Source organism: Pseudomonas sp. PSKL.D1 (assembly GCF_028898945.1).
Taxonomy (GTDB): Bacteria; Pseudomonadota; Gammaproteobacteria; order Pseudomonadales; family Pseudomonadaceae; genus Aquipseudomonas.
Genome location: NZ_CP118607.1, coordinates 995724 through 1014293 on the forward strand (window position 1 = coordinate 995724; position 18570 = coordinate 1014293).

The 18570-nt window shown below is 58.9% G+C and carries 20 protein-coding genes; 10 read left to right on the forward strand and 10 right to left on the reverse strand.

What is annotated here, in order from left to right:
* Positions 1 to 44 precede the first annotated feature (44 nt).
* The 4 genes from PVV54_RS04305 to PVV54_RS04320 all read left to right on the forward strand — a co-directional run bounded on the left by PVV54_RS04305 (position 45) and on the right by PVV54_RS04320 (position 4687).
* A complete protein-coding gene (locus PVV54_RS04305) occupies positions 45 to 803 on the forward strand; it encodes a Nif3-like dinuclear metal center hexameric protein (protein WP_274908759.1) in 759 nt (252 codons plus the stop codon).
* Between the two features lie 226 nt (positions 804 to 1029).
* Positions 1030 to 1947, forward strand: coding sequence for a sulfate adenylyltransferase subunit CysD (gene cysD, locus PVV54_RS04310; protein WP_060508578.1), 918 nt, complete (start codon positions 1030 to 1032; stop codon positions 1945 to 1947).
* Positions 1948 to 1963: 16 nt separating this feature from the next.
* Positions 1964 to 3865, forward strand: coding sequence for a sulfate adenylyltransferase subunit CysN (gene cysN / locus PVV54_RS04315; RefSeq protein ID WP_274908760.1), 1902 nt, complete (start codon positions 1964 to 1966; stop codon positions 3863 to 3865).
* 6 nt (positions 3866 to 3871) lie between these two features.
* Positions 3872 to 4687: a hypothetical protein gene (locus PVV54_RS04320; protein WP_274908761.1), complete on the forward strand. Its 816-nt coding sequence runs from the start codon at positions 3872 to 3874 to the stop codon at positions 4685 to 4687.
* 142 nt (positions 4688 to 4829) lie between these two features.
* On the opposite strand, the gene PVV54_RS04325 is transcribed toward PVV54_RS04320, so the two are convergent.
* The 7 genes from PVV54_RS04325 to PVV54_RS04355 form a co-directional block, all read right to left on the reverse strand.
* Positions 4830 to 5009: a hypothetical protein gene (locus PVV54_RS04325; RefSeq protein WP_274908762.1), complete on the reverse strand. Its 180-nt coding sequence runs from the start codon at positions 5007 to 5009 to the stop codon at positions 4830 to 4832.
* A complete protein-coding gene (locus PVV54_RS04330; protein ID WP_274908763.1) occupies positions 5006 to 5272 on the reverse strand; it encodes a bacteriocin immunity protein in 267 nt (88 codons plus the stop codon). Before PVV54_RS04330 ends, PVV54_RS04325 begins: the two co-directional genes overlap by 4 nt.
* Positions 5266 to 5589, reverse strand: a complete 324-nt coding sequence (locus PVV54_RS04335; protein ID WP_274908764.1) for an S-type pyocin — start codon at positions 5587 to 5589, stop codon at positions 5266 to 5268. Before PVV54_RS04335 ends, PVV54_RS04330 begins: the two co-directional genes overlap by 7 nt.
* Positions 5590 to 5655: 66 nt before the next feature.
* Complete coding sequence (locus PVV54_RS04340; RefSeq protein WP_274908765.1) at positions 5656 to 5919, reverse strand: bacteriocin immunity protein; 264 nt, start codon at positions 5917 to 5919, stop codon at positions 5656 to 5658.
* Positions 5916 to 6458 (reverse strand): S-type pyocin domain-containing protein, encoded by a 543-nt coding sequence (locus PVV54_RS04345; protein WP_274908766.1) that lies wholly within the window; start codon positions 6456 to 6458, stop codon positions 5916 to 5918. Before PVV54_RS04345 ends, PVV54_RS04340 begins: the two co-directional genes overlap by 4 nt.
* A gap of 46 nt (positions 6459 to 6504) precedes the next feature.
* A complete protein-coding gene (locus PVV54_RS04350; protein WP_274908767.1) occupies positions 6505 to 8235 on the reverse strand; it encodes an S-type pyocin domain-containing protein in 1731 nt (576 codons plus the stop codon).
* Between the two features lie 114 nt (positions 8236 to 8349).
* Positions 8350 to 8829 carry an Lrp/AsnC family transcriptional regulator gene (locus PVV54_RS04355; RefSeq protein WP_274908768.1) on the reverse strand — a complete coding sequence of 160 codons (480 nt, stop codon included), beginning with the start codon at positions 8827 to 8829 and terminating at the stop codon, positions 8350 to 8352.
* Positions 8830 to 8956: 127 nt separating this feature from the next.
* Here PVV54_RS04355 and PVV54_RS04360 point away from each other — a divergent pair, with 127 nt between their 5' ends.
* Complete coding sequence (locus PVV54_RS04360) at positions 8957 to 10153, forward strand: methionine gamma-lyase (protein WP_274908769.1); 1197 nt, start codon at positions 8957 to 8959, stop codon at positions 10151 to 10153.
* Positions 10154 to 11045: 892 nt separating this feature from the next.
* Here the strand turns inward: PVV54_RS04360 and PVV54_RS04365 are convergent.
* Entirely contained in the window at positions 11046 to 11483 is a 438-nt protein-coding gene (locus tag PVV54_RS04365) for a YhcB family protein (protein ID WP_274908770.1), read from the reverse strand.
* 135 nt (positions 11484 to 11618) lie between these two features.
* Here PVV54_RS04365 and PVV54_RS04370 point away from each other — a divergent pair, with 135 nt between their 5' ends.
* From PVV54_RS04370 to zapE, 3 genes are all read left to right on the forward strand, one after another.
* Positions 11619 to 12254 carry an alpha/beta hydrolase gene (locus PVV54_RS04370; RefSeq protein WP_274908771.1) on the forward strand — a complete coding sequence of 212 codons (636 nt, stop codon included), beginning with the start codon at positions 11619 to 11621 and terminating at the stop codon, positions 12252 to 12254.
* Between the two features lie 25 nt (positions 12255 to 12279).
* Positions 12280 to 13629, forward strand: coding sequence for a tryptophan--tRNA ligase (locus PVV54_RS04375; protein ID WP_274908772.1), 1350 nt, complete (start codon positions 12280 to 12282; stop codon positions 13627 to 13629).
* Positions 13630 to 13801: 172 nt separating this feature from the next.
* A complete protein-coding gene (gene zapE / locus PVV54_RS04380) occupies positions 13802 to 14896 on the forward strand; it encodes a cell division protein ZapE (RefSeq protein WP_274908773.1) in 1095 nt (364 codons plus the stop codon).
* Positions 14897 to 15028: 132 nt separating this feature from the next.
* Here the strand turns inward: zapE and PVV54_RS04385 are convergent, their stop codons facing one another.
* Together PVV54_RS04385 and PVV54_RS04390 are read right to left on the reverse strand one after the other, a co-directional pair.
* Positions 15029 to 15949, reverse strand: coding sequence for a GlxA family transcriptional regulator (locus tag PVV54_RS04385; protein ID WP_274910384.1), 921 nt, complete (start codon positions 15947 to 15949; stop codon positions 15029 to 15031).
* A gap of 273 nt (positions 15950 to 16222) precedes the next feature.
* Positions 16223 to 17263, reverse strand: a complete 1041-nt coding sequence (locus PVV54_RS04390) for an NADP(H)-dependent aldo-keto reductase (RefSeq protein ID WP_274908774.1) — start codon at positions 17261 to 17263, stop codon at positions 16223 to 16225.
* Between the two features lie 258 nt (positions 17264 to 17521).
* Here PVV54_RS04390 and rplM point away from each other — a divergent pair, with 258 nt between their 5' ends.
* Entirely contained in the window at positions 17522 to 17950 is a 429-nt protein-coding gene (gene rplM, locus PVV54_RS04395; RefSeq protein ID WP_274908775.1) for a 50S ribosomal protein L13, read from the forward strand.
* Between the two features lie 15 nt (positions 17951 to 17965).
* On the forward strand, positions 17966 to 18358 hold the full coding sequence (gene rpsI / locus PVV54_RS04400) for a 30S ribosomal protein S9 (RefSeq protein WP_003260797.1): 393 nt from the start codon (positions 17966 to 17968) through the stop codon (positions 18356 to 18358).
* The last annotated feature ends 212 nt before the right edge of the window (positions 18359 to 18570 follow it).

Genomic DNA, 18570 nt, shown 5'->3' on the forward strand with positions numbered 1-18570 from the left:
GGGTGTTGAACCCGGCAAAAATGCAGATTTCGAGGAGTTTTTCCATGGCTGTCGCCCTCAATACCCTGGTCGAGGAAGCCGAGCGCTACCTGGGCAGCGCGAAAATCCAGGATTACTGCCCCAATGGCCTGCAAGTTGAAGGCCGCCCGCAGGTCAGCCGCATCGTCAGCGGTGTCACGGCCAGCCAGGCGTTGCTGGACGCGGCGGTCGAGGCCGAAGCCGACCTGGTGCTGGTGCACCACGGCTACTTCTGGAAAGGCGAGAACCCGTGCATCACCGGCATTCGGCAGCGCCGCCTGAAAACCTTGCTCAAGCATGACATCAGCCTGCTTGCCTTCCACCTGCCCCTGGATGTGCACCCGGAGGTGGGTAACAACGTGCAGTTGGCGCGGCAGCTCGACATCACCGTTGAAGGGCCGCTGGACCCGAACAACCCCAAGGTGGTCGGGCTGGTCGGCTCGTTGGCCGAGCCGATGACCGCACGGGATTTTGCCCGCCGGGTTCAGGAGGTGATGGGGCGTGAGCCGCTGCTGGTGGAAGGCGACGAGATGATCCGCCGGGTCGGCTGGTGCACCGGGGGCGGGCAGGGGTACATCGATACGGCGATTGCTGCGGGGGTAGACCTGTATCTCACGGGTGAGGCGTCCGAGCAGACGTACCACAGCGCCCGCGAGAATGGAGTGAGTTTTGTCGCGGCCGGGCACCATGCCACCGAGAGGTATGGGGTGCAGGCGTTGGGGGATTACCTGGCGCGGCGGTTTGCGGTTGAGCATTTGTTTATCGACTGCCCGAATCCTATTTGAAAGCAGGGCCGCTTCGCGGCCATCGCGGATAAATCCGCTCCTACACCGATCCCTGTAGGAGCGGATTCATCCGCGATGGGGCGCAAGGCGCCCCCCAAACCCCCAGTCATATCGTTAGACTGTTTCGATCTAGCTCGCCTCCTAAATAGAATCAGCCGCTGTGATAAAGTGGCTCGCTCGAACACGGCCCGCAGGCCGTCCATAAGATCGTTTTTCGTGAGTAGCCATGGTCGACAAACTGACGCACTTGAAACAGCTGGAGGCGGAGAGCATCCATATCATCCGCGAGGTGGCCGCCGAGTTCGACAACCCGGTGATGCTGTACTCGATCGGCAAGGATTCCGCCGTGATGCTGCACCTGGCGCGCAAAGCCTTCTTCCCGGGCAAGCTGCCATTCCCGGTGATGCACGTCGACACCCAGTGGAAATTCCAGGAGATGTACAGCTTCCGCGACAAGATGGTCGAGGAAATGGGCCTGGAGCTGATCACCCACGTCAACCCTGAGGGTGTGGCGCAGGGCATCAACCCGTTCACCCATGGCAGCTCCAAGCACACCGACATCATGAAAACCCAGGGCCTGAAGCAGGCATTGGACAAGCATGGTTTCGACGCCGCCTTCGGTGGCGCGCGCCGCGACGAAGAGAAGTCGCGGGCCAAGGAACGTGTTTACTCGTTCCGTGACAGCAAGCACCGCTGGGACCCGAAAAACCAGCGCCCAGAGCTGTGGAACGTTTACAACGGCAAGGTCAACAAGGGCGAGTCGATCCGCGTTTTCCCACTGTCGAACTGGACCGAGCTGGACATCTGGCAGTACATCTACCTCGAAGGCATCCCGATCGTGCCCCTGTACTTCGCGGCCGAACGTGAAGTGATCGAGAAGAATGGCACCCTGATCATGATCGACGACGATCGCATCCTCGAGCACCTGTCCGAGGAAGAAAAAGCGCGCATCGTCAAGAAGAAGGTACGTTTCCGTACCCTTGGCTGCTACCCGTTGACGGGTGCTGTCGAGTCCGAGGCCGAAACGCTGACCGACATCATTCAGGAAATGCTCCTGACGCGCACTTCCGAGCGCCAGGGCCGAGTCATCGACCACGATGGCGCCGGTTCCATGGAAGACAAGAAACGTCAGGGCTACTTCTAATTTTCAGGGTTACTCCATGTCGCACCAATCCGATTTGATCAGCGAAGACATCCTCGCTTATCTGGCTCAGCACGAGCGTAAAGAACTGCTGCGTTTCCTCACCTGCGGTAACGTGGATGACGGCAAGAGCACCCTGATCGGGCGCCTGCTGCACGACTCCAAGATGATCTACGAGGACCACCTCGAGGCCATCACCCGAGATTCGAAGAAGTCCGGCACCACCGGCGAAGAAGTTGACCTGGCACTGCTGGTCGACGGCCTGCAGGCCGAGCGCGAGCAGGGCATCACCATTGATGTGGCCTACCGCTACTTCTCCACGGCCAAGCGCAAGTTCATCATCGCCGACACCCCGGGCCACGAGCAGTACACCCGCAACATGGCCACCGGTGCGTCCACCTGTGACCTGGCCATCATCCTGGTCGATGCCCGCTATGGCGTGCAGACCCAGACCCGCCGCCACAGCTACATTGCCTCGTTGCTGGGCATCAAGCACATCGTGGTCGCGGTCAACAAGATGGACCTCAAAGGCTTTGACGAGCAGGTATTCGAGTCGATCAAGGCCGACTACCTGAAGTTTGCCGAAGCCATCAACCTGAAGCCGTCCAGCCTGCACTTCGTGCCGATGTCGGCGCTCAAGGGCGACAACGTGGTCAACCGCAGCGAGCGTTCGCCGTGGTACACCGGCCCTGCGCTGATGGAAATCCTCGAAACCGTCGAAGTGTCGGCTGACCGCAACGTCACCGACCTGCGCTTCCCGGTGCAGTACGTCAACCGTCCGAACCTGAACTTCCGCGGCTTTGCCGGCACCATCGCCGGTGGCGTGGTGCATAAGGGTGACGAAATTGTCGTACTGCCCTCGGGCAAGAGCAGCCGTGTCAAATCCATCGTCACCTTTGAAGGTGAACTGGAGAACGCCGGCCCAGGCCAGGCCGTAACCCTGACCATGGAAGACGAGATCGATATCTCCCGTGGCGACTTGCTGGTGCATGCCGACAACGTACCGCCGGTGACCGACCAGTTCGACGCCATGTTGGTGTGGATGGCCGAAGAGCCGATGCTGCCGGGTAAAAAGTACGACATCAAGCGCGCCACCAGCTACGTGCCGGGCTCGATTGCCAGCATCGCCCACAAGGTTGATGTGAACACCCTGGAGCATGGCGCTGCCAGTGCCCTGCAACTGAACGAGATCGGCCGCGTCAAGGTAGCACTGGACGCCTCGATTGCCCTGGACGGTTACGACAGCAACCGCACCACCGGTGCGTTCATCGTCATCGACCGCCTGACCAACGGCACCGTTGGCGCCGGCATGATCATCGCCCCGCCTGTTCTGCCGCACGGCAGCACCGGCCAGCATGGCAAGCAGGCCCACGTGGCCACTGAAGAACGCGCCCTGCGTTTCGGCCAGCAGCCGGCCACCGTGCTGTTCAGCGGCCTGTCCGGCGCGGGCAAGAGCACCCTGGCCTACGCCGTCGAGCGCAAGCTGTTCGACATGGGCCGTGCGGTGTACGTGCTTGATGGCCAGAACCTGCGCCACGACCTGAACAAGGGCTTGCCGCAGGACCGCGCCGGCCGTACCGAAAACTGGCGCCGTGCCGCCCACGTGGCGCGCCAGTTCAACGAAGCTGGCCTGCTGACCCTGGCCGCGTTCGTTGCCCCGGATGCCGAAGGCCGCGAGCAGGCCAAGGCGCTGATCGGCAAGGACCGCCTGGTGACCGTTTACGTTCAGGCTTCGCCGCTGGCCTGCCGTGAGCGTGACCCGCAGGGCCTGTACGCTGCCGGTGGCGACAACATCCCGGGTGAAAGCTTCCCGTTCGATGTGCCGCTGGATGCTGACCTGGTGATTGATACTCAGAGCACCAGTGTTGAAGAAGGCGTCAAGCAGGTGCTGGATGTGCTGCGTCAGCGTGGTGCGATCTGATCAAGCTTGCCACCGGCTGAAGCCCCCGCTTCAGCACAGGTGATAGAAAAACCGAGGCCAGTTGCTGGCCTCGGTTTTTTATTGTCCGGTCAGGCCTTCCGCCTGATGGTCAGTTGGAAGCTGTCGGAGGATGGCCATGATAATCCGACAAAGGAAGCCATCATGCTGACTCACCGACAACGCTCGTTCATTGCCACGGTCGTGGCGCCGGAGGGCTGCTTCAACTTTCTTGATCAGGTGCTTGGCACGCCCGCCTTGCTCGACGGGAAGCCCGCAGCTGCCGTGAATACCCCCAGTCTTGCGGACGTGGTCTTGGCCAAATTTGGCCGGGGCATATGGGCCAGACGCTTCGCCAAGCATGCAGCCCCCGAGAAGCCAAAGCCGGCAGGCAGTGATCGCCGGGATGAATCGCATTATTTGGGATACGGCGACAACGTGAGCGATGCCGAGCCATTGACCCTGTACTTTCGCTCTGTGGAAAAAGGCTACCGGCTGTTTGTCCGTTCAAAGGTGCGGTATGGCCTTGGGCTTTACGTTCATGCAGAGAACTGTGTGTGTGCGTTGAAGACACCGCATGATGGCAAGTACTCCACCGTGTTTGAGTTACTTGACGAGAACAACAGTCTGCTTGATTACGAAACGCTTCAGGATCAGACGAATTTCAGGCTGTCTGTTGCGGGGCGGCGCACACCGCTGATGCTGCGCACGTTCAGGGGTATTCCGTATACCTACATCTGCACCGAGGGTGCCAGCCCTCTTGAGCTAAGCATGAGCATCGTGGAGCGCAATGCCGCCTACCTGAACGACCCGGACGAAGTCTGAAGCGCCGGGCTTAATCCCTGTAGGAGCGGATTTATCCGCGAGACAAGCGACGCGGTAGATGGCACCGGCTTCGCCGGTGTTCGCGGCTGAAGCCGCTCCTACACGAATTGCGCAGTTGCTTTCAATTGCGGCATAAAAGCTTTCAACGCTTGGTCTTTTCCTGCAAGTTGTAGTGTTGATCGTAGTCTCTTCTTCGTTCACAGCCTTGCTTGTAAGGATCCATATCGCAGCTAAAACGAAGCTCTTGCTGGTTTGGCAAGAGCAGCATCCGCCCCCCGCAACCGGACAGAAGCAACATCAACAGCATTACCGAGTACTTCATTTCACGTCCTTGAACGATGGAAGTCCTTTTGACTTTCGCCATGCCATGATACGTGCCATCACTTGCGCAGCGCAGCCCTGTGCTTCGCTGTCCGGGTAGTAGATCAGGTCCGAACCGGCCGGGTGCTCGACCAATTCAAAGAAATGCTCCAGCAGGCGGTCCTGCCATTCACGGGTACCGGCCGCCTGGATCAGCTCTTCCACAATCGACTTGAATTCCCGGTAGGTGTAGTCGCACAAGGTGTGTTTCTGGCTGATCACCATTCTCCAACCTCCGAACTCAGCGCGTATTGCAGGGCGCTCATTACCCGAAGGTTGTCGCCTTCGTACGTCAGGCCGCCGAACGCTGGTGGGGTCAGGTGGCAGATTTCATAGGAGCGTAGACCTTTGGCCGTGCCATCAAAAGGGGCGCGGGGTGGCCAGCCTTGTTTGATGCGGTTGATTTGTGAGGTGGTGAATTGTTGGGAGTAGACCGGGTCTTCGGCGATTGCCATCCAGAAGGACTGGGAGAAATGGTCGAAATTTTCGAAGGTTTGGCCGGCTAGTTTTTTCAGGATGTGGTTGGGTAGATGGGTAGCCATTTTCGTCTTGTTCGTAGGGATTTTCATGGTGAGAGGTAAGTGCCCCGTCAAAACAGGGCACCTATATTATTTAGTCTTAAACCCAGTCTTTCCGTTTTCTACTCGCCACTGCTTTATGATTTTAACTATCTCTTCTGGCTCATCCAGTCCATCGTCTTCAGGCCAAAAAATAAGATCGGACCCGCTCGGGTGCTCGCTGATTTTTTTGAATTGAAATATTCTGGCGTCTAGATCGGCTTCGGTAACTCCATCCTCGGGGTCGATGATGGAGGCGATGAATTGAATAAACTCAGCCTCAGTAAACTCAGAAAGCATGGTTTTATTGATCATTTTGGAGCCCCGTAATGGATATTGTTATGAGCCTGTGGGGTGACGATTCTGATGTTGTCAATATCATAAACTGCACCTCCCTCGGAGATAGGGGTTTGATGATGTAGTATGAACGTTGTGAGTGATTTGTGATGGTCGTTGTCTCGTGCTCTTGGTGCATACCCTTTGCTCATCAGGTTCAAGTTGATTTTATTGAATTGCTTGGCAAGCTCGGGTGTGTTTGCTACGGCGTTCCAAAATGCAGATCTGAAAGTGTCGAAGCTACTGAAGCTCTTTCCTCTCATTGTGTTTGCAATTTGTATTGGTACTAATGCACCAGTATTTCGGCTGATTTCCCCAAGCCAGATACCCTCAATTTCCGAGCCTGAACCGGTGGCGACTCCAGGCTCATATCTAGGACTCTTGAACACCACCAGAATAGGCGGCAACCCCGAATCCAGCGGAAAGGTAATGATCAACCTTTCCTGATCGAGCAAGTCCAGCGCGGGATAGCTTTCTAATTCGCTATCGAAGGGTGTAAGGCTGCTGCCTTCGTACACGACCGTTCCCGGCGGTACGGCCGGCAGGTGTGTTGAGCTACCTTCTTCACCCCCCAGGTGCGCTCGTTGGTGTCCAGGTGAGTATTCGCTGGGGGTTATCCAGCGCCAGCGTGTAAACCTGCCGCTCGGTATCGAACGTCGCCGCGCGTACTCCTACCGGCTTGCCGCCGGGTACTACGTACAACTCCAACTCGTTTTCGTCGTCACTGCCAGCGAGCAGGTACGGCACATCGACACTGGCCGACGCTATGGCCAGTGCAGCCAAGTCAGGGCCACCGGGTGGTGAAAGGCTGGAAAGGGGCGTGCTGATGAGGTAACGGCGCTCTGCGTTGCCGAGTGATGACGGCCAAGCCGCAGCCAACACTGTCACGAGGAACTGAGGTGCAGAGGCAAGCGTCGCCGTGGCCATTCTGGCCACTGCTGCTCTGATCGCTTCAAGCAGCGCAGTTGAGGCGACTTCGGTGATCGCAAAAGTCGCCGGGCCAATCGGAGTGATGGCTGGCAATGAAGAAGCGACACGGGCATCGTGGATGTAGCTGATGTTCCGGCGCTCGGCCTCAAGCCGCTGTCGCTCAGCCTCAGCAGCCAAGCGTTCGGCTTCCGCTTGCTGCCTGGCGGCTTCCAGGGCCGCCGCTTGCTCAGCCACATACCTCACGTGGAGTTGCTCTACCTCAGCGGCTCGGTGTGTCAAGTTGCCCATGGCTGAGCTGAACGTTTGCAGGTAGCGGATCGATTCCGTCAGGGCAAGCGCTCGGTGGTAATCCGCCCACAGGCGGCCAGCGCGGCCTGCGGCTTGATCGTCCACAAGATGCTGCAGAGCTTCGACTTGCGGTTTGGAAAGTGGGCCGACAATGCTCGGATTGGCCTCACTGAAGGCAGGCACTTCAGCTTGCTTTGCGCCAATCAGGGCGTTGGCCGCATTTGCGTAGGCTGTCAGGCGCTGGGGGAGGGTGTCAGTCTCCTGAACCGTGGCGAACTGCACCACCTGATGCTGTATGAAGCTGGGCAGGCAATCGAAGCAGATCTGCTGCTCCAACTGGATTTGCTTCACCCTGCGTTCGATTGCCCTTGGCAGGTCGGCGCCCGGTTGTTCAAGCTCTGCCTGATCCGCCTGCCGTGCCAGTTCGGGGAGGTCGTTGGCCAGTGCCTGGTACTTCTGCGCCGCTACATGCAGTCGGTAGGCCGCATCCACCGACGCATTGTAAGTTTCCCAAATGCGCCGTCCCCATTCCTCACCTGATCTGGTTTGCTCAAACGCACCGTCGTCATGCAAGCGGCTCGCAAAGGAGTCGTAGCGCTTGTAGAAAGGGACGGCACCATAGAACCCGGTAGCCACGGGGACGGTCTGCAAATATTCCGCGCGCTTCTGTTGCAGGTTTGCCGTGACCAGCTGCTGATGCAGTTCGACAGCCTGCGAAGGCGTGCCAGCTCCAGTATTGGCCTGCTGCCTCAGGTTGCCCCGCTCTGCCTCGATCTGCTCGGGCAGCTGTTGCAAGGTTGCAGCGTGCTCTTCAGCGTAAATGCCATCGACTGCCCGCATCTCCTCGCCGAAAACCGTGCGCCAACCTTTGTCGTGGACAAATCGGCTGGGGCCGCCCGTGCCGCGTGGTCGCCCGGCATCCAGCCCCCAGCCGCCATAACCAGGGCCACCACCACCCGGCAAGGGTGTCAGCGGTACCCGGTCAGGCGCGGTAGCGCTGATCCAAAGCCCTTCAGTGAGGTAAAGGGTTGGGTGTACGTAACTCTTTTCCAGATAAACCGTTTCATTCTGAGCCATGTAGTCATCTCCTGATCGCTACATGGCAAAGGGTGCTCTGCGGAACTTGTTCCGTATGTCAGACCTGGGGGACGCAATCGGTAGGATCCTTCCTACCGCTCGGAAATGCCGACTTCAGATGTGTTTTTCCGCAACAGGGATAACCCGTCTTTCCTTTACCGCCTTGTAGGAAAAGCTCGAATAAATCTCCTTCACTCCCGGCAATCGCTGCAGCACCTCCCGGGTGAACTCGCCAAACGACTCCAGGTCCCGCGCCAAAATCTCCAACAGAAAGTCGTACCGCCCGGAGATGTTGTGGCAAGCGACGATTTCGGGAATCTCCATCAGGCGCTGCTCAAATGCCAAGGCCATATCCTTGGTATGCGAATCCATCATGATGCTGACAAACGCCGTCACCCCGAACCCCAGAGATTTGGGCGACAGAATGGCCTGGTAACCGGTGATGTAGCCGTTGTCTTCCAGCAGCTTTACGCGCCGCCAGCAAGGCGAAGTGGTGAGCGCGACCTGGTCGGCAAGCTCGGAAACGGTGAGGCGGGCGTTGTCCTGCAGGGCAGCGAGCAGGGCGCGGTCGGTGCGGTCGAGGCTGGCAGGCATGTTTTGCCCTCCGAATAAGCTTTTTGTTGTTTTTGTTCCAAAACTGCCCCTGAACCATGGGCAATTTTGGAAAGGGTCAGGCAGTTCGGTGGCATAAGCTTATAACAAACCACTAGAGGCTGTTGCCATGCGCGACTCCCATAACAACACCGGTTTTTCCACCCGGGCCATTCACCATGGCTACGACCCGCTTTCCCACGGTGGTGCCCTTGTGCCGCCGGTTTACCAGACCGCCACCTATGCCTTCCCGGACGTCGAATACGGCGCCGCGTGTTTTGCTGGCGAGGCGGGCGGGCACTTTTACAGCCGCATATCCAACCCGACCCTGGCCTTGCTGGAGCAGCGCATGGCGTCGCTGGAGGGCGGCGAGTCTGCACTGGCTCTGGCATCGGGCATGGGGGCCATCACTTCAACCCTGTGGACCCTGCTGCGGCCCGGTGATGAACTGATCGTCGGGCGCACGCTGTATGGCTGCACCTTCGCTTACTTGCATCACGGCATAGGCGAGTTCGGGGTGAAAATCCGCCATGTGGACCTCAATGACATCACCGCACTCAAGGCTGCGATCACACGCAAAACGCGAATGATCTACTTCGAAACACCAGCCAACCCTAATATGCAACTGGTCGACATCGCTGCGGTGGCCGAGGCGGCGCTTGGGCATGACCTGCACATCGTGGTCGACAACACCTATTGCACGCCGTACCTGCAGCGCCCGCTGGAGTTGGGTGCCGATCTGGTGGTGCATTCGGCCACCAAGTACCTCAGCGGCCATGGTGACCTCACGGCGGGGCTGGTGATTGGGCGCAAGGCGCTGATCGACCGGATTCGGCTGGAGGGGCTGAAGGACATGACCGGTGCGGTGCTATCGCCCCAAGACGCCTCGCTGCTGATGCGCGGGATCAAGACTTTGGCCTTGCGCATGGAGCGTCACTGCACCAATGCGCAGGCCGTGGCTGAATTTCTGGCGTGCCAGCCGCAGGTTGAGCTGATCCAGTATCCGGGCTTGCCCTCGTTTGCTCAGTACGAATTGGCGCAGCGGCAAATGCGCTTACCGGGCGGGATGATCGCCTTTGAGCTGAAGGGGGGAATTGAGGCGGGGCGGCGTTTCATGAATGCGCTGCAACTGTTTGCCAGGGCGGTGAGCCTGGGGGATGCGGAGTCGTTGGCGCAGCATCCGGCGAGCATGACGCATTCGAGTTATACGCCGAAGGAGCGGGCGCATCATGGGATATCTGAGGGATTGGTGAGGTTGTCGGTTGGTTTGGAGGATGTGGAGGATCTTTTGGCGGATGTTCAGCAGGCCCTCGAGGCTTGCGCGTAGGTTGCCTGCGCGCACCCTTTGGGAGCCCAACTTGGTTTTTCACTGTTTTAATGGCGTGTCGCTAATTGTTCTGTAGCCTTGATTGTAAGGGGCACATGCAGGCTTGTGGTCCTGGATGTTTATTTTGTGATCGCTTGCTTTCATGGGTTGTAGGTTTTCGGTATTGGCTTCTTTATTTGGCGAAAGTGTTCTTGATAGTCCATCTGTCTCTCGCAGCCTTGCTTGTAGGGGTCCATATCGCATTTGAACCGTAGGTCCAGCTTATTAGGGAATAGCAAGGGCATTTCTAGATTGCATCCAGACAGTAAAAGCCCAATGGCCAATAGTGTTTTTTTCATTCTGCCTCCAAAAATATGTGTGTGGCGTGTTTCTTTTAGTTCAGTGGTTCGGTGTTATCTGACGGTCGGCTTATTATGATGGATATTTGAAATGGAATTACGGTAAAGATATGTAGGAAGTTGCATTTTTTACGGTAGGAAATTTTACCTGGCAAGCATGGATCTTGTTCTGGTTTAGTTAAGTGGCGCATTCCTGAGTTATGAACAAAGGTCGCTGATTGAGTGGTCGTAATTTGTTATATAAGAAGAGGTCATGCCATACGCAACCCTATAGCTCCACCTTCCGTAACCTAGGGCGTGAGCCATTACAGTTTGCCGTGAGTAATTCAGGTTTCCTCTATGATCCCTCTCGAGATCGACTAGGGTCTGCGCAGAGTACGGAACTCTGGATAGGTCGTATTGGAAAACAATTACCTACGTATTACTGATGCCGGAAATATTGTGATATGTGATGGACGTAATGGAGAGGTTCGAAGGGCGCGGTATGGCTTCGCGCCGGGGCGGACGTGCCCAAGAAAAAGGCCTCTTACGAGGCCTTGTTCACATCCAACAGATCAACGCTTGAGCCCGTAGCTCTCGTCCAGCATGCCCGGCGAGTTCGGTGTCTTCGGCGCATAGTCACGCGGCACTTCACCGGTGTCGCGCGGCGGGGTCAGGCGGTCGCGCGGGCCTTGGGCCGTTTCGGAGTGCAGGGCAGCCAGCAGGCGCTGACGGGTAACGTCATCCAGGGCCAGGCTGTTGGCGCCTTCGGCCAGGTGGTCCTGCACGTCCTGGTAGCTCTGGGTCAGTTTCTTGACCAGCACGGCAGTGCTGTTGAAGTGGGTGACCACTTCGTTCTGGTAGCTGTCGAAGCGCTTCTGGATGTCATCCAGCTGGCGCTGCGTGCTGCTAGGGGCTGCGTTGGGCAGCAGGCGGGCCACGATGAAACCGACCGCAACGCCAATCACCAGGGCCAGGGTTGGCAACAACCAAACAAGGAGCGAGAGTTCCACGAGTCCTTCCTCTATAAACGGCTTTGCTTTACGTTAACGGCTCAGACCTGCGCTGTATACCGCGAGCGATCGCAAATCAGAACAGAATTCCTCACCTAGACGAATCGACCCCCTTCGAGGTCACGGAGTAGTGCCTTGCTTGTCCGCGAAACCCCCTTGTTCATCGATGGCCCTGTCGGCCAGTTGGAAGCTCTCTACCTGGACGTTGCCGATGCGCGCGGTGCGGTGCTGATCTGCCACCCCAACCCGGTTCAGGGCGGTACCATGCTCAACAAGGTGGTTTCGACCCTGCAGCGTACGGCCCGTGACGCCGGTTACGTCACCCTGCGCTTCAACTATCGCGGTGTCGGCCAGAGCGCCGGCAGCCACGACATGGGCGCTGGCGAGGTGGCCGATGCCGAAGCCGCTGCTGCCTGGCTGCGCGAAAAGCACCCGCAATTGCCGCTGGTGCTGATGGGCTTCTCGTTCGGCGGTTTTGTTGCCACCAGCCTGGCCGGGCGACTGGAAGCCGCCGATGTGGCGCTGCAACACCTGTTCATGATTGCCCCGGCGGTGATGCGCCTGACCGCCGAATACCCGCTGCCGCAGCGTTGCCCGATCACCTTGGTGCAGCCAGATGCCGACGAAGTCGTCGTCCCACAGCTCGTATACGATTGGTCCCACAACCTGTCGCGCCCCCATGAGCTGCTGAAAGTGGCAGAATGCGGACACTTCTTCCATGGCAAGCTGACCGATCTGAAGGATCTGCTGCTGCCGCGCCTTTCGAATTGAGCCAAGCCTGAATAAGCGAACACCCATGACCACGCGCATTCTCACTGGTATCACCACCACCGGCACCCCGCACCTGGGCAACTACGCCGGCGCCATTCGCCCGGCCATCGTCGCCAGCCAGCAGCCCGGTGCCGACTCGTTCTACTTCCTGGCCGACTACCACGCCCTGATCAAATGCGATGACCCGCTGCGCATCCAGCGCTCGCGTCTGGAAATCGCAGCCACCTGGCTGGCCGGTGGCCTCGACCCGGACAAGGTGACCTTCTATCGCCAGTCCGACATCCCGGAAATCCCCGAGCTGACCTGGCTGCTGACCTGCGTCGCCGCCAAGGGCCTGCTCAACCGTGCCCACGCCTACAAGGCCTCGGTGGACAAGAACGTAGAAAACGGCGAAGACCCGGACGCCGGTGTGACCATGGGCCTGTTCAGCTACCCGGTGCTGATGGCGGCGGACATCCTGATGTTCAACGCCAACAAGGTGCCGGTCGGCCGTGACCAGATCCAGCACGTGGAAATGGCCCGCGACATCGGCCAGCGCTTCAACCACCTGTTCGGCCAGGGCAAGGACTTCTTCGCCTTGCCGGAAGCGGTGATTGAAGAGAGCGTTGCGACCCTGCCAGGCCTGGACGGTCGCAAGATGTCCAAAAGCTACGACAACACCATCCCGCTGTTCACCAGCGCGAAGGACATGAAAGACGCCATTTCGCGCATCGTCACCGACTCGCGCGCGCCAGGCGAAGCCAAAGACCCGGACAACTCGCACCTGTTCACGCTGTTCCAGGCGTTTTCCACGCCGGCCCAGTGCGCGGAATTCCGCGAAGAGCTGCTGCAGGGCCTGGGCTGGGGCGAGGCCAAGCAGCGCCTGTTCCAGCTGCTTGACGGCCAGTTGGCAGAGAAGCGCGAGCATTACAACCAGCTGATTTCGCGCCCGTCTGACCTGGAAGACATCCTGTTGGCTGGTGCCGCCAAGGCCCGCAAGACTGCCACGCCGTTCCTTGAGCAACTGCGCGAGGCCGTTGGCCTGCGTTCGTTCCGCACCAGCGTGCAGGCCGCCACCGAAGTGAAGAAGAAAGCGGCCAAGAGCGCGCGCTTTGTCAGCTTCCGTGACGAGGACGGCAGCTTCCGCTTCCGCCTTTTGGCCGCTGATGGTGAGCAACTGCTGCTGTCGCGCAGCTTCGCCGATGGCAAGAGCGCTGGTGCCGTGAGCAAGCAGTTGCAGCAGGGCGGTGAGGCTGATGTGCGTGTCGGGGGCCTGGGCTTCAGTCTGTGGCTGGATGGCGAGCAGGTTGCCGACGGGCCGCAGTTTGACAGTACTGAGGCGCGGGATGCGGCCATCGCCAGCTTGCGGGAGGCGCTGGCGCCTCAGCAGGACTGAGGTTTTCTCGTTGGTTCCGTGGGGGATGGCACGGGCGTTGCCCGTGTTCGCGGCTGAAGCCGCTCCTACAGGGAACTGTGTATGGCTGGATAATGGCCGTATGTATCATTGCCATTAAGCGGGCCGGTCGCTACAGTGACGGCCCGTTTTTTGTTGCCTCGCTAACGAAATCATGACGCCCCTAGAACGATACCAAGCAGATCTGAAACGTCCCGACTTCTTCCATGATGCGGCGCAGGAGACTGCGGTGCGTCACCTGCAGCGCCTGTACGACGACCTGGTCGCGGCGCAGAACAACAAGCCGGGCGTGTTCGGCAAGCTGTTCGGCAAGAAGGAGCAGACGCCAGTCAAAGGCCTGTACTTCTGGGGTGGAGTAGGGCGCGGCAAGACCTATCTGGTCGACACGTTCTATGAGGCACTGCCGTTCAAGCAGAAAATGCGTACGCACTTCCACCGCTTCATGAAGCGCGTTCACGAGGAAATGAAAACCCTCAAGGGCGAGAAGAACCCGCTGACCATCATTGCCAAGCGCTTCAGCGAAGAAGCCAAGGTGATCTGCTTCGACGAATTTTTCGTATCCGACATCACCGATGCCATGATCCTTGGCACCTTGATGGAGGAGCTGTTCAAGAATGGCGTTTCGCTGGTGGCAACTTCCAACATCGTGCCGGACGGCCTGTACAAGGACGGCCTGCAGCGTGCGCGCTTCCTGCCGGCCATCGCCATGATCAAGCAGTACACCGACGTGGTGAACGTTGACAGCGGCGTTGACTACCGCCTGCGTCACCTGGAGCAGGCTGAGTTGTTCCACTTCCCGCTCAACGATGCTGCCCACCAGAGCATGCGTGCCAGCTTCAAGGCGCTGACACCGGAATGCACCCAGGCCGTCGAAAACGATGTGCTGATGATCGAAAACCGCCCGATCCATGCCCTGCGCACCTGCGACGACGTCGCCTGGTTCGACTTCCGCGCCCTGTGTGACGGGCCGCGCAGCCAGAACGATTACATCGAGCTGGGCAAGATCTTCCATGCGGTGCTGTTGAGCAATGTCGAGCAGATGGGCGTCACCACCGACGACATCGCCCGCCGTTTCATCAACATGGTGGACGAGTTCTACGACCGTAACGTCAAGCTGATCATCTCGGCTGAGGTGGAGTTGAAGGACTTGTACACCGGGGGCCGTCTGAGCTTCGAGTTCCAGCGTACCCTGAGCCGGTTGCTGGAGATGCAGTCGCACGAGTTCTTGGCGCGGGCGCACAAGCCTTAAGATTGTCGGGGCCGCTTTACGGCCCATTCCGACCGGTCCGGCGCCCCGGCAAGGCCGCTCCTACAGGAAATCGCGTATCCCTGTGGGAGCGGCCTTGTGTCGCGATAGGGCTGCAACGCAGCCCCAACGGCCTCAAGCCTCCTGCATGAACTGCTGCCGATACTGGTTCGGCGACAACTCCGTGTGCTGCCTGAACAACCGCGCAAAGAAGCTGGCATCGTCATACCCCACCTCGTAACTGATGGTCTTGATGCTCTTGCGCGTGCTCGACAGTAACCCCTTGGCCGTCTCGATCCGCAGCCGCTGCAGGTAATGCAGCGGCTTGTCACCGGTCGCCCCCTGAAAGCGGCGCATGAAGTTGCGGATGCTCATGCCATGGTTGCGGGCCACATCCTCGAAGCGGAACTTGTCGGCAAAGTGCTCTTCCAGCCAGTGCTGGATCTGCAGGATGATCAGGTCCTGATGCAGCTTCTGCCCACCAAAGCCCATACGGCCCGGCGTATAGTTGCGCTGCACTTCATACAGGATGTCGCGCGCCACTGCGCGGGCCACGTTGGCGCCGCAGAAACGTTCGATCAGGTAGATGTACAAGTCACAGGCCGAGGTGGTGCCGCCTGCGCAGTACAGGTTGTCGGCATCGGTGAGGTGCTTGTCCTGATTCAGGCGGATTTTCGGGAAGCGTTCGGCAAAGTTGTCGAAGAAGCGCCAGTAGGTGGTCGCTTCCTTGCCGTCGAGCAGGCCCGATTCGGCCAGCCAGAACACCCCACTGGCTTCGGCGCACAGCACGGCCCCGCGGGCATGTTGTGCGCGCAGCCATGGCAGCACCTGTGGATAACGCTGTACCAGCACATCGAAGTCTTCCCAGAAGGCCGGGAGGATGATCACGTCGGCATCGTCCAGGCCGCCGTCGACCGGAAGCTGCACGTTGCTGAAACTGTCCACGGGCTGCCCGTCCGGGCTTACCAGGCGGATCTCGAACATGGGCTTGAGGCCCAGGCCCAGCTGCTTGCTGTAACGCAAGCTGGCGAGGTGGAAGAAGTCCTTGGCCTGCATCAAGGTCGAAGCGAACACCTTGTCAATGGCCAGGATGCTGACGCGCCGCAACGACGCGGAGGGTTGGGTAAACATCATTGTCATTGTTCTTATAGGGTAGAGTGGTCAATCACCGGCTGGATCGTCTTATTTTTTGGCGATTGTGTCTACCCCGCAGATTTGTGCTGGATTCTTCGCGGGTAAACCCGCTCCCACCGGGTCAGTGCAGAGCCCTGTGGGGGCGGCGGTTCGCCGCTGCGATTTACCCGCGAAAAGGCACATTCAACATTCAGATCATGGTGCCGGGTTCGGCTGGTCCTGATGAATCCCCTCGATCGCCGCCAGCAACTCGTCGCTAAGGTTCAGTTCCAGGCTGTTCAGGTTGCTCTGCAGTTGCTTCAGGTCGGTGGCACCAATGATGTTGCTGGTGACAAACGGCTGCCGCGTCACAAACGCCAGCGCCATCTGCGCCGGGTCCAGCCCGTGCTCGCGTGCCAGTGCCACATAACGGCTGCAGGCCGCCACGGTTTGCGGGTTGGAATACCGGGCAAAGCGGCTGAACAGCGTCAAACGCCCCTTCTCTGGCCTGGCGCCGTTCTCGTATTTGCCCGAAAGCATGCCGAAGGCCAGCGGTGAGTAAGCCAGCAGCCCGCACTGTTCACGAATGGCGACTTCCGCAAGGCCCACCTCGAAGCTGCGGTTGAGCAGGTTGTACGGGTTCTGGATCGACACCGCACGCGGCCAGCCACGGCTTTCGGCCAGTTGCAGGAACTTCATGGTGCCCCACGGCGTTTCGTTGGACAGGCCCACATGGCGGATCTTACCGGCACGCACCTGCTCATCCAGCACTTCGAGGGTTTCTTCCAGCGGGGTGAACAGGTCATTGGCCAGGTGCTGATAGCCCAGCTTGCCGAAGAAATTGGTGCTGCGCTCCGGCCAGTGCAGCTGGTACAGGTCGATGCGGTCGGTTTGCAGGCGCTTGAGGCTTTCATCCAGTGCCGCGACGATGTGCTGGCGGTTGTGTTTCAGCTGCCCGTCGCGAATGTGGCTGATGCCGTTGCCAGGGCCGGCAACCTTGCTGGCGAGTACCCAGTCGTCGCGGTCGCCGTTTGCCTTGAACCAGTTGCCAATGACGCGCTCGGTGGCGGCATAGGTCTCGGGGCGGGGGGGTACCGGGTACATTTCGGCGGTATCGATAAAGTTGACGCCACAGCCCTTGGCCAGTGCGATCTGCTCGAAGGCCTCTGCCTGGGTGTTTTGCTCACCCCAGGTCATGGTGCCCAGGCACAGGGCGCTGACGTTGAGGTCGGTACGGCCGAGCTTGCGGTATTCCATCGGGAGGACACTCCTTGGCAAAGAGCTCCATCAAAGCAGGTTGAAATTTTTCGTGCAATCTGGATAATCCTGCACCTCTCTGTGTGGCGGAAGTGATGCACCACCACGCAAGAGGAACCTTGTCGAACATTGGACGCGCAGACCCGAGCCCCCAATTTGCGTCCGTGTGCGGCTGCGCGCTTGCCCTTGGCAAGTTGTGCACTATCCAGTAAGATTCGCCGTCTATTTTTCGCTGGGCGGCCTCTGAGGCTTTAGAGAATGAAAACTTTTACTGCTAAACCGGAAACAGTAAAGCGCGACTGGTTCGTAGTCGACGCCGCTGGTCAGACCCTGGGTCGTCTGGCTACCGAAATCGCTCTGCGTCTGCGCGGCAAGCACAAACCAGAATACACCCCTCACGTTGACACCGGCGACTACATCGTCGTTATCAACGCCGAGCAGGTTCGTGTGACTGGTGCCAAGTCTTCCGACAAAATGTACTACTCCCACTCCGGTTTCCCAGGTGGCATCAAGGAAATCAGCTTCGAGAAGCTGATCGCCAAAGCCCCTGAGCGTGTTATCGAAACTGCGGTCAAGGGCATGCTGCCTAAGAACCCGCTGGGTCGCGACATGTACCGCAAGCTGAAAGTGTACGCGGGTGCTGCTCACCCACACACTGCTCAGCAGCCTCAAGAACTGAAGATCTAACGGGGATAGTTCAAAATGTCGGCGACTCAAAATTACGGCACTGGCCGTCGCAAGACCGCAACCGCTCGCGTATTCCTGCGTCCGGGTACTGGTAACATCTCCATCAACAACCGTTCTCTGGACGTGTTCTTCGGTCGCGAAACCGCTCGCATGGTTGTTCGTCAGCCGCTCGAGCTGACCGAAACCGTTGAGAAGTTCGACATCTATGTCACCGTTTCCGGTGGTGGTGTCAGCGGTCAAGCCGGTGCGATCCGTCACGGTATCACCCGCGCTCTGATGGAATACGACGAAACCCTGCGTGGCGCTCTGCGTCGTGCTGGCTACGTCACCCGCGACGCTCGTGAAGTTGAGCGTAAGAAAGTGGGTCTGCGTAAAGCGCGTAAGCGTCCTCAGTACTCCAAGCGTTAATACCGCTTCGGCAGTCGAGAAAAGCCCGGTTCCTTGGAACCGGGCTTTTTTTATGTCTTGAACTAACCTGTCAGCATGTCCGTGACGTCTTGCCGCATAGACGCAGATCAAGCAAAGCGAGGGTTGTAGCCCATAGCCGGGGTAATCACCTTGTCATTGTGTGGATTTGTTTCTTACCATGGCGGCCAATTTTTAGCGCCACAGACATTACC

Excerpts from the sequence above, each read along its gene's own strand:
- PVV54_RS04305 (WP_274908759.1), top strand. The coding sequence starts at position 45 with ATGGCTGTCGCCCTCAATACCCTGGTCGAGGAAGCCGAGCGCTACCTG.
- cysD (WP_060508578.1), top strand. The coding sequence starts at position 1,030 with ATGGTCGACAAACTGACGCACTTGAAACAGCTGGAGGCGGAGAGCATC.
- cysN (WP_274908760.1), top strand. The coding sequence starts at position 1,964 with ATGTCGCACCAATCCGATTTGATCAGCGAAGACATCCTCGCTTATCTG.
- PVV54_RS04325 (WP_274908762.1), bottom strand. The coding sequence starts at position 5,009 with ATGAAGTACTCGGTAATGCTGTTGATGTTGCTTCTGTCCGGTTGCGGG.
- PVV54_RS04330 (WP_274908763.1), bottom strand. The coding sequence starts at position 5,272 with ATGGTGATCAGCCAGAAACACACCTTGTGCGACTACACCTACCGGGAA.
- PVV54_RS04335 (WP_274908764.1), bottom strand. The coding sequence starts at position 5,589 with ATGGCTACCCATCTACCCAACCACATCCTGAAAAAACTAGCCGGCCAA.
- PVV54_RS04340 (WP_274908765.1), bottom strand. The coding sequence starts at position 5,919 with ATGATCAATAAAACCATGCTTTCTGAGTTTACTGAGGCTGAGTTTATT.
- PVV54_RS04350 (WP_274908767.1), bottom strand. The coding sequence starts at position 8,235 with ATGGCTCAGAATGAAACGGTTTATCTGGAAAAGAGTTACGTACACCCA.
- PVV54_RS04355 (WP_274908768.1), bottom strand. The coding sequence starts at position 8,829 with ATGCCTGCCAGCCTCGACCGCACCGACCGCGCCCTGCTCGCTGCCCTG.
- PVV54_RS04360 (WP_274908769.1), top strand. The coding sequence starts at position 8,957 with ATGCGCGACTCCCATAACAACACCGGTTTTTCCACCCGGGCCATTCAC.
- PVV54_RS04375 (WP_274908772.1), top strand. The coding sequence starts at position 12,280 with ATGACCACGCGCATTCTCACTGGTATCACCACCACCGGCACCCCGCAC.
- zapE (WP_274908773.1), top strand. The coding sequence starts at position 13,802 with ATGACGCCCCTAGAACGATACCAAGCAGATCTGAAACGTCCCGACTTC.
- PVV54_RS04385 (WP_274910384.1), bottom strand. The coding sequence starts at position 15,949 with ATGCAGGCCAAGGACTTCTTCCACCTCGCCAGCTTGCGTTACAGCAAG.
- PVV54_RS04390 (WP_274908774.1), bottom strand. The coding sequence starts at position 17,263 with ATGGAATACCGCAAGCTCGGCCGTACCGACCTCAACGTCAGCGCCCTG.
- rplM (WP_274908775.1), top strand. The coding sequence starts at position 17,522 with ATGAAAACTTTTACTGCTAAACCGGAAACAGTAAAGCGCGACTGGTTC.
- rpsI (WP_003260797.1), top strand. The coding sequence starts at position 17,966 with ATGTCGGCGACTCAAAATTACGGCACTGGCCGTCGCAAGACCGCAACC.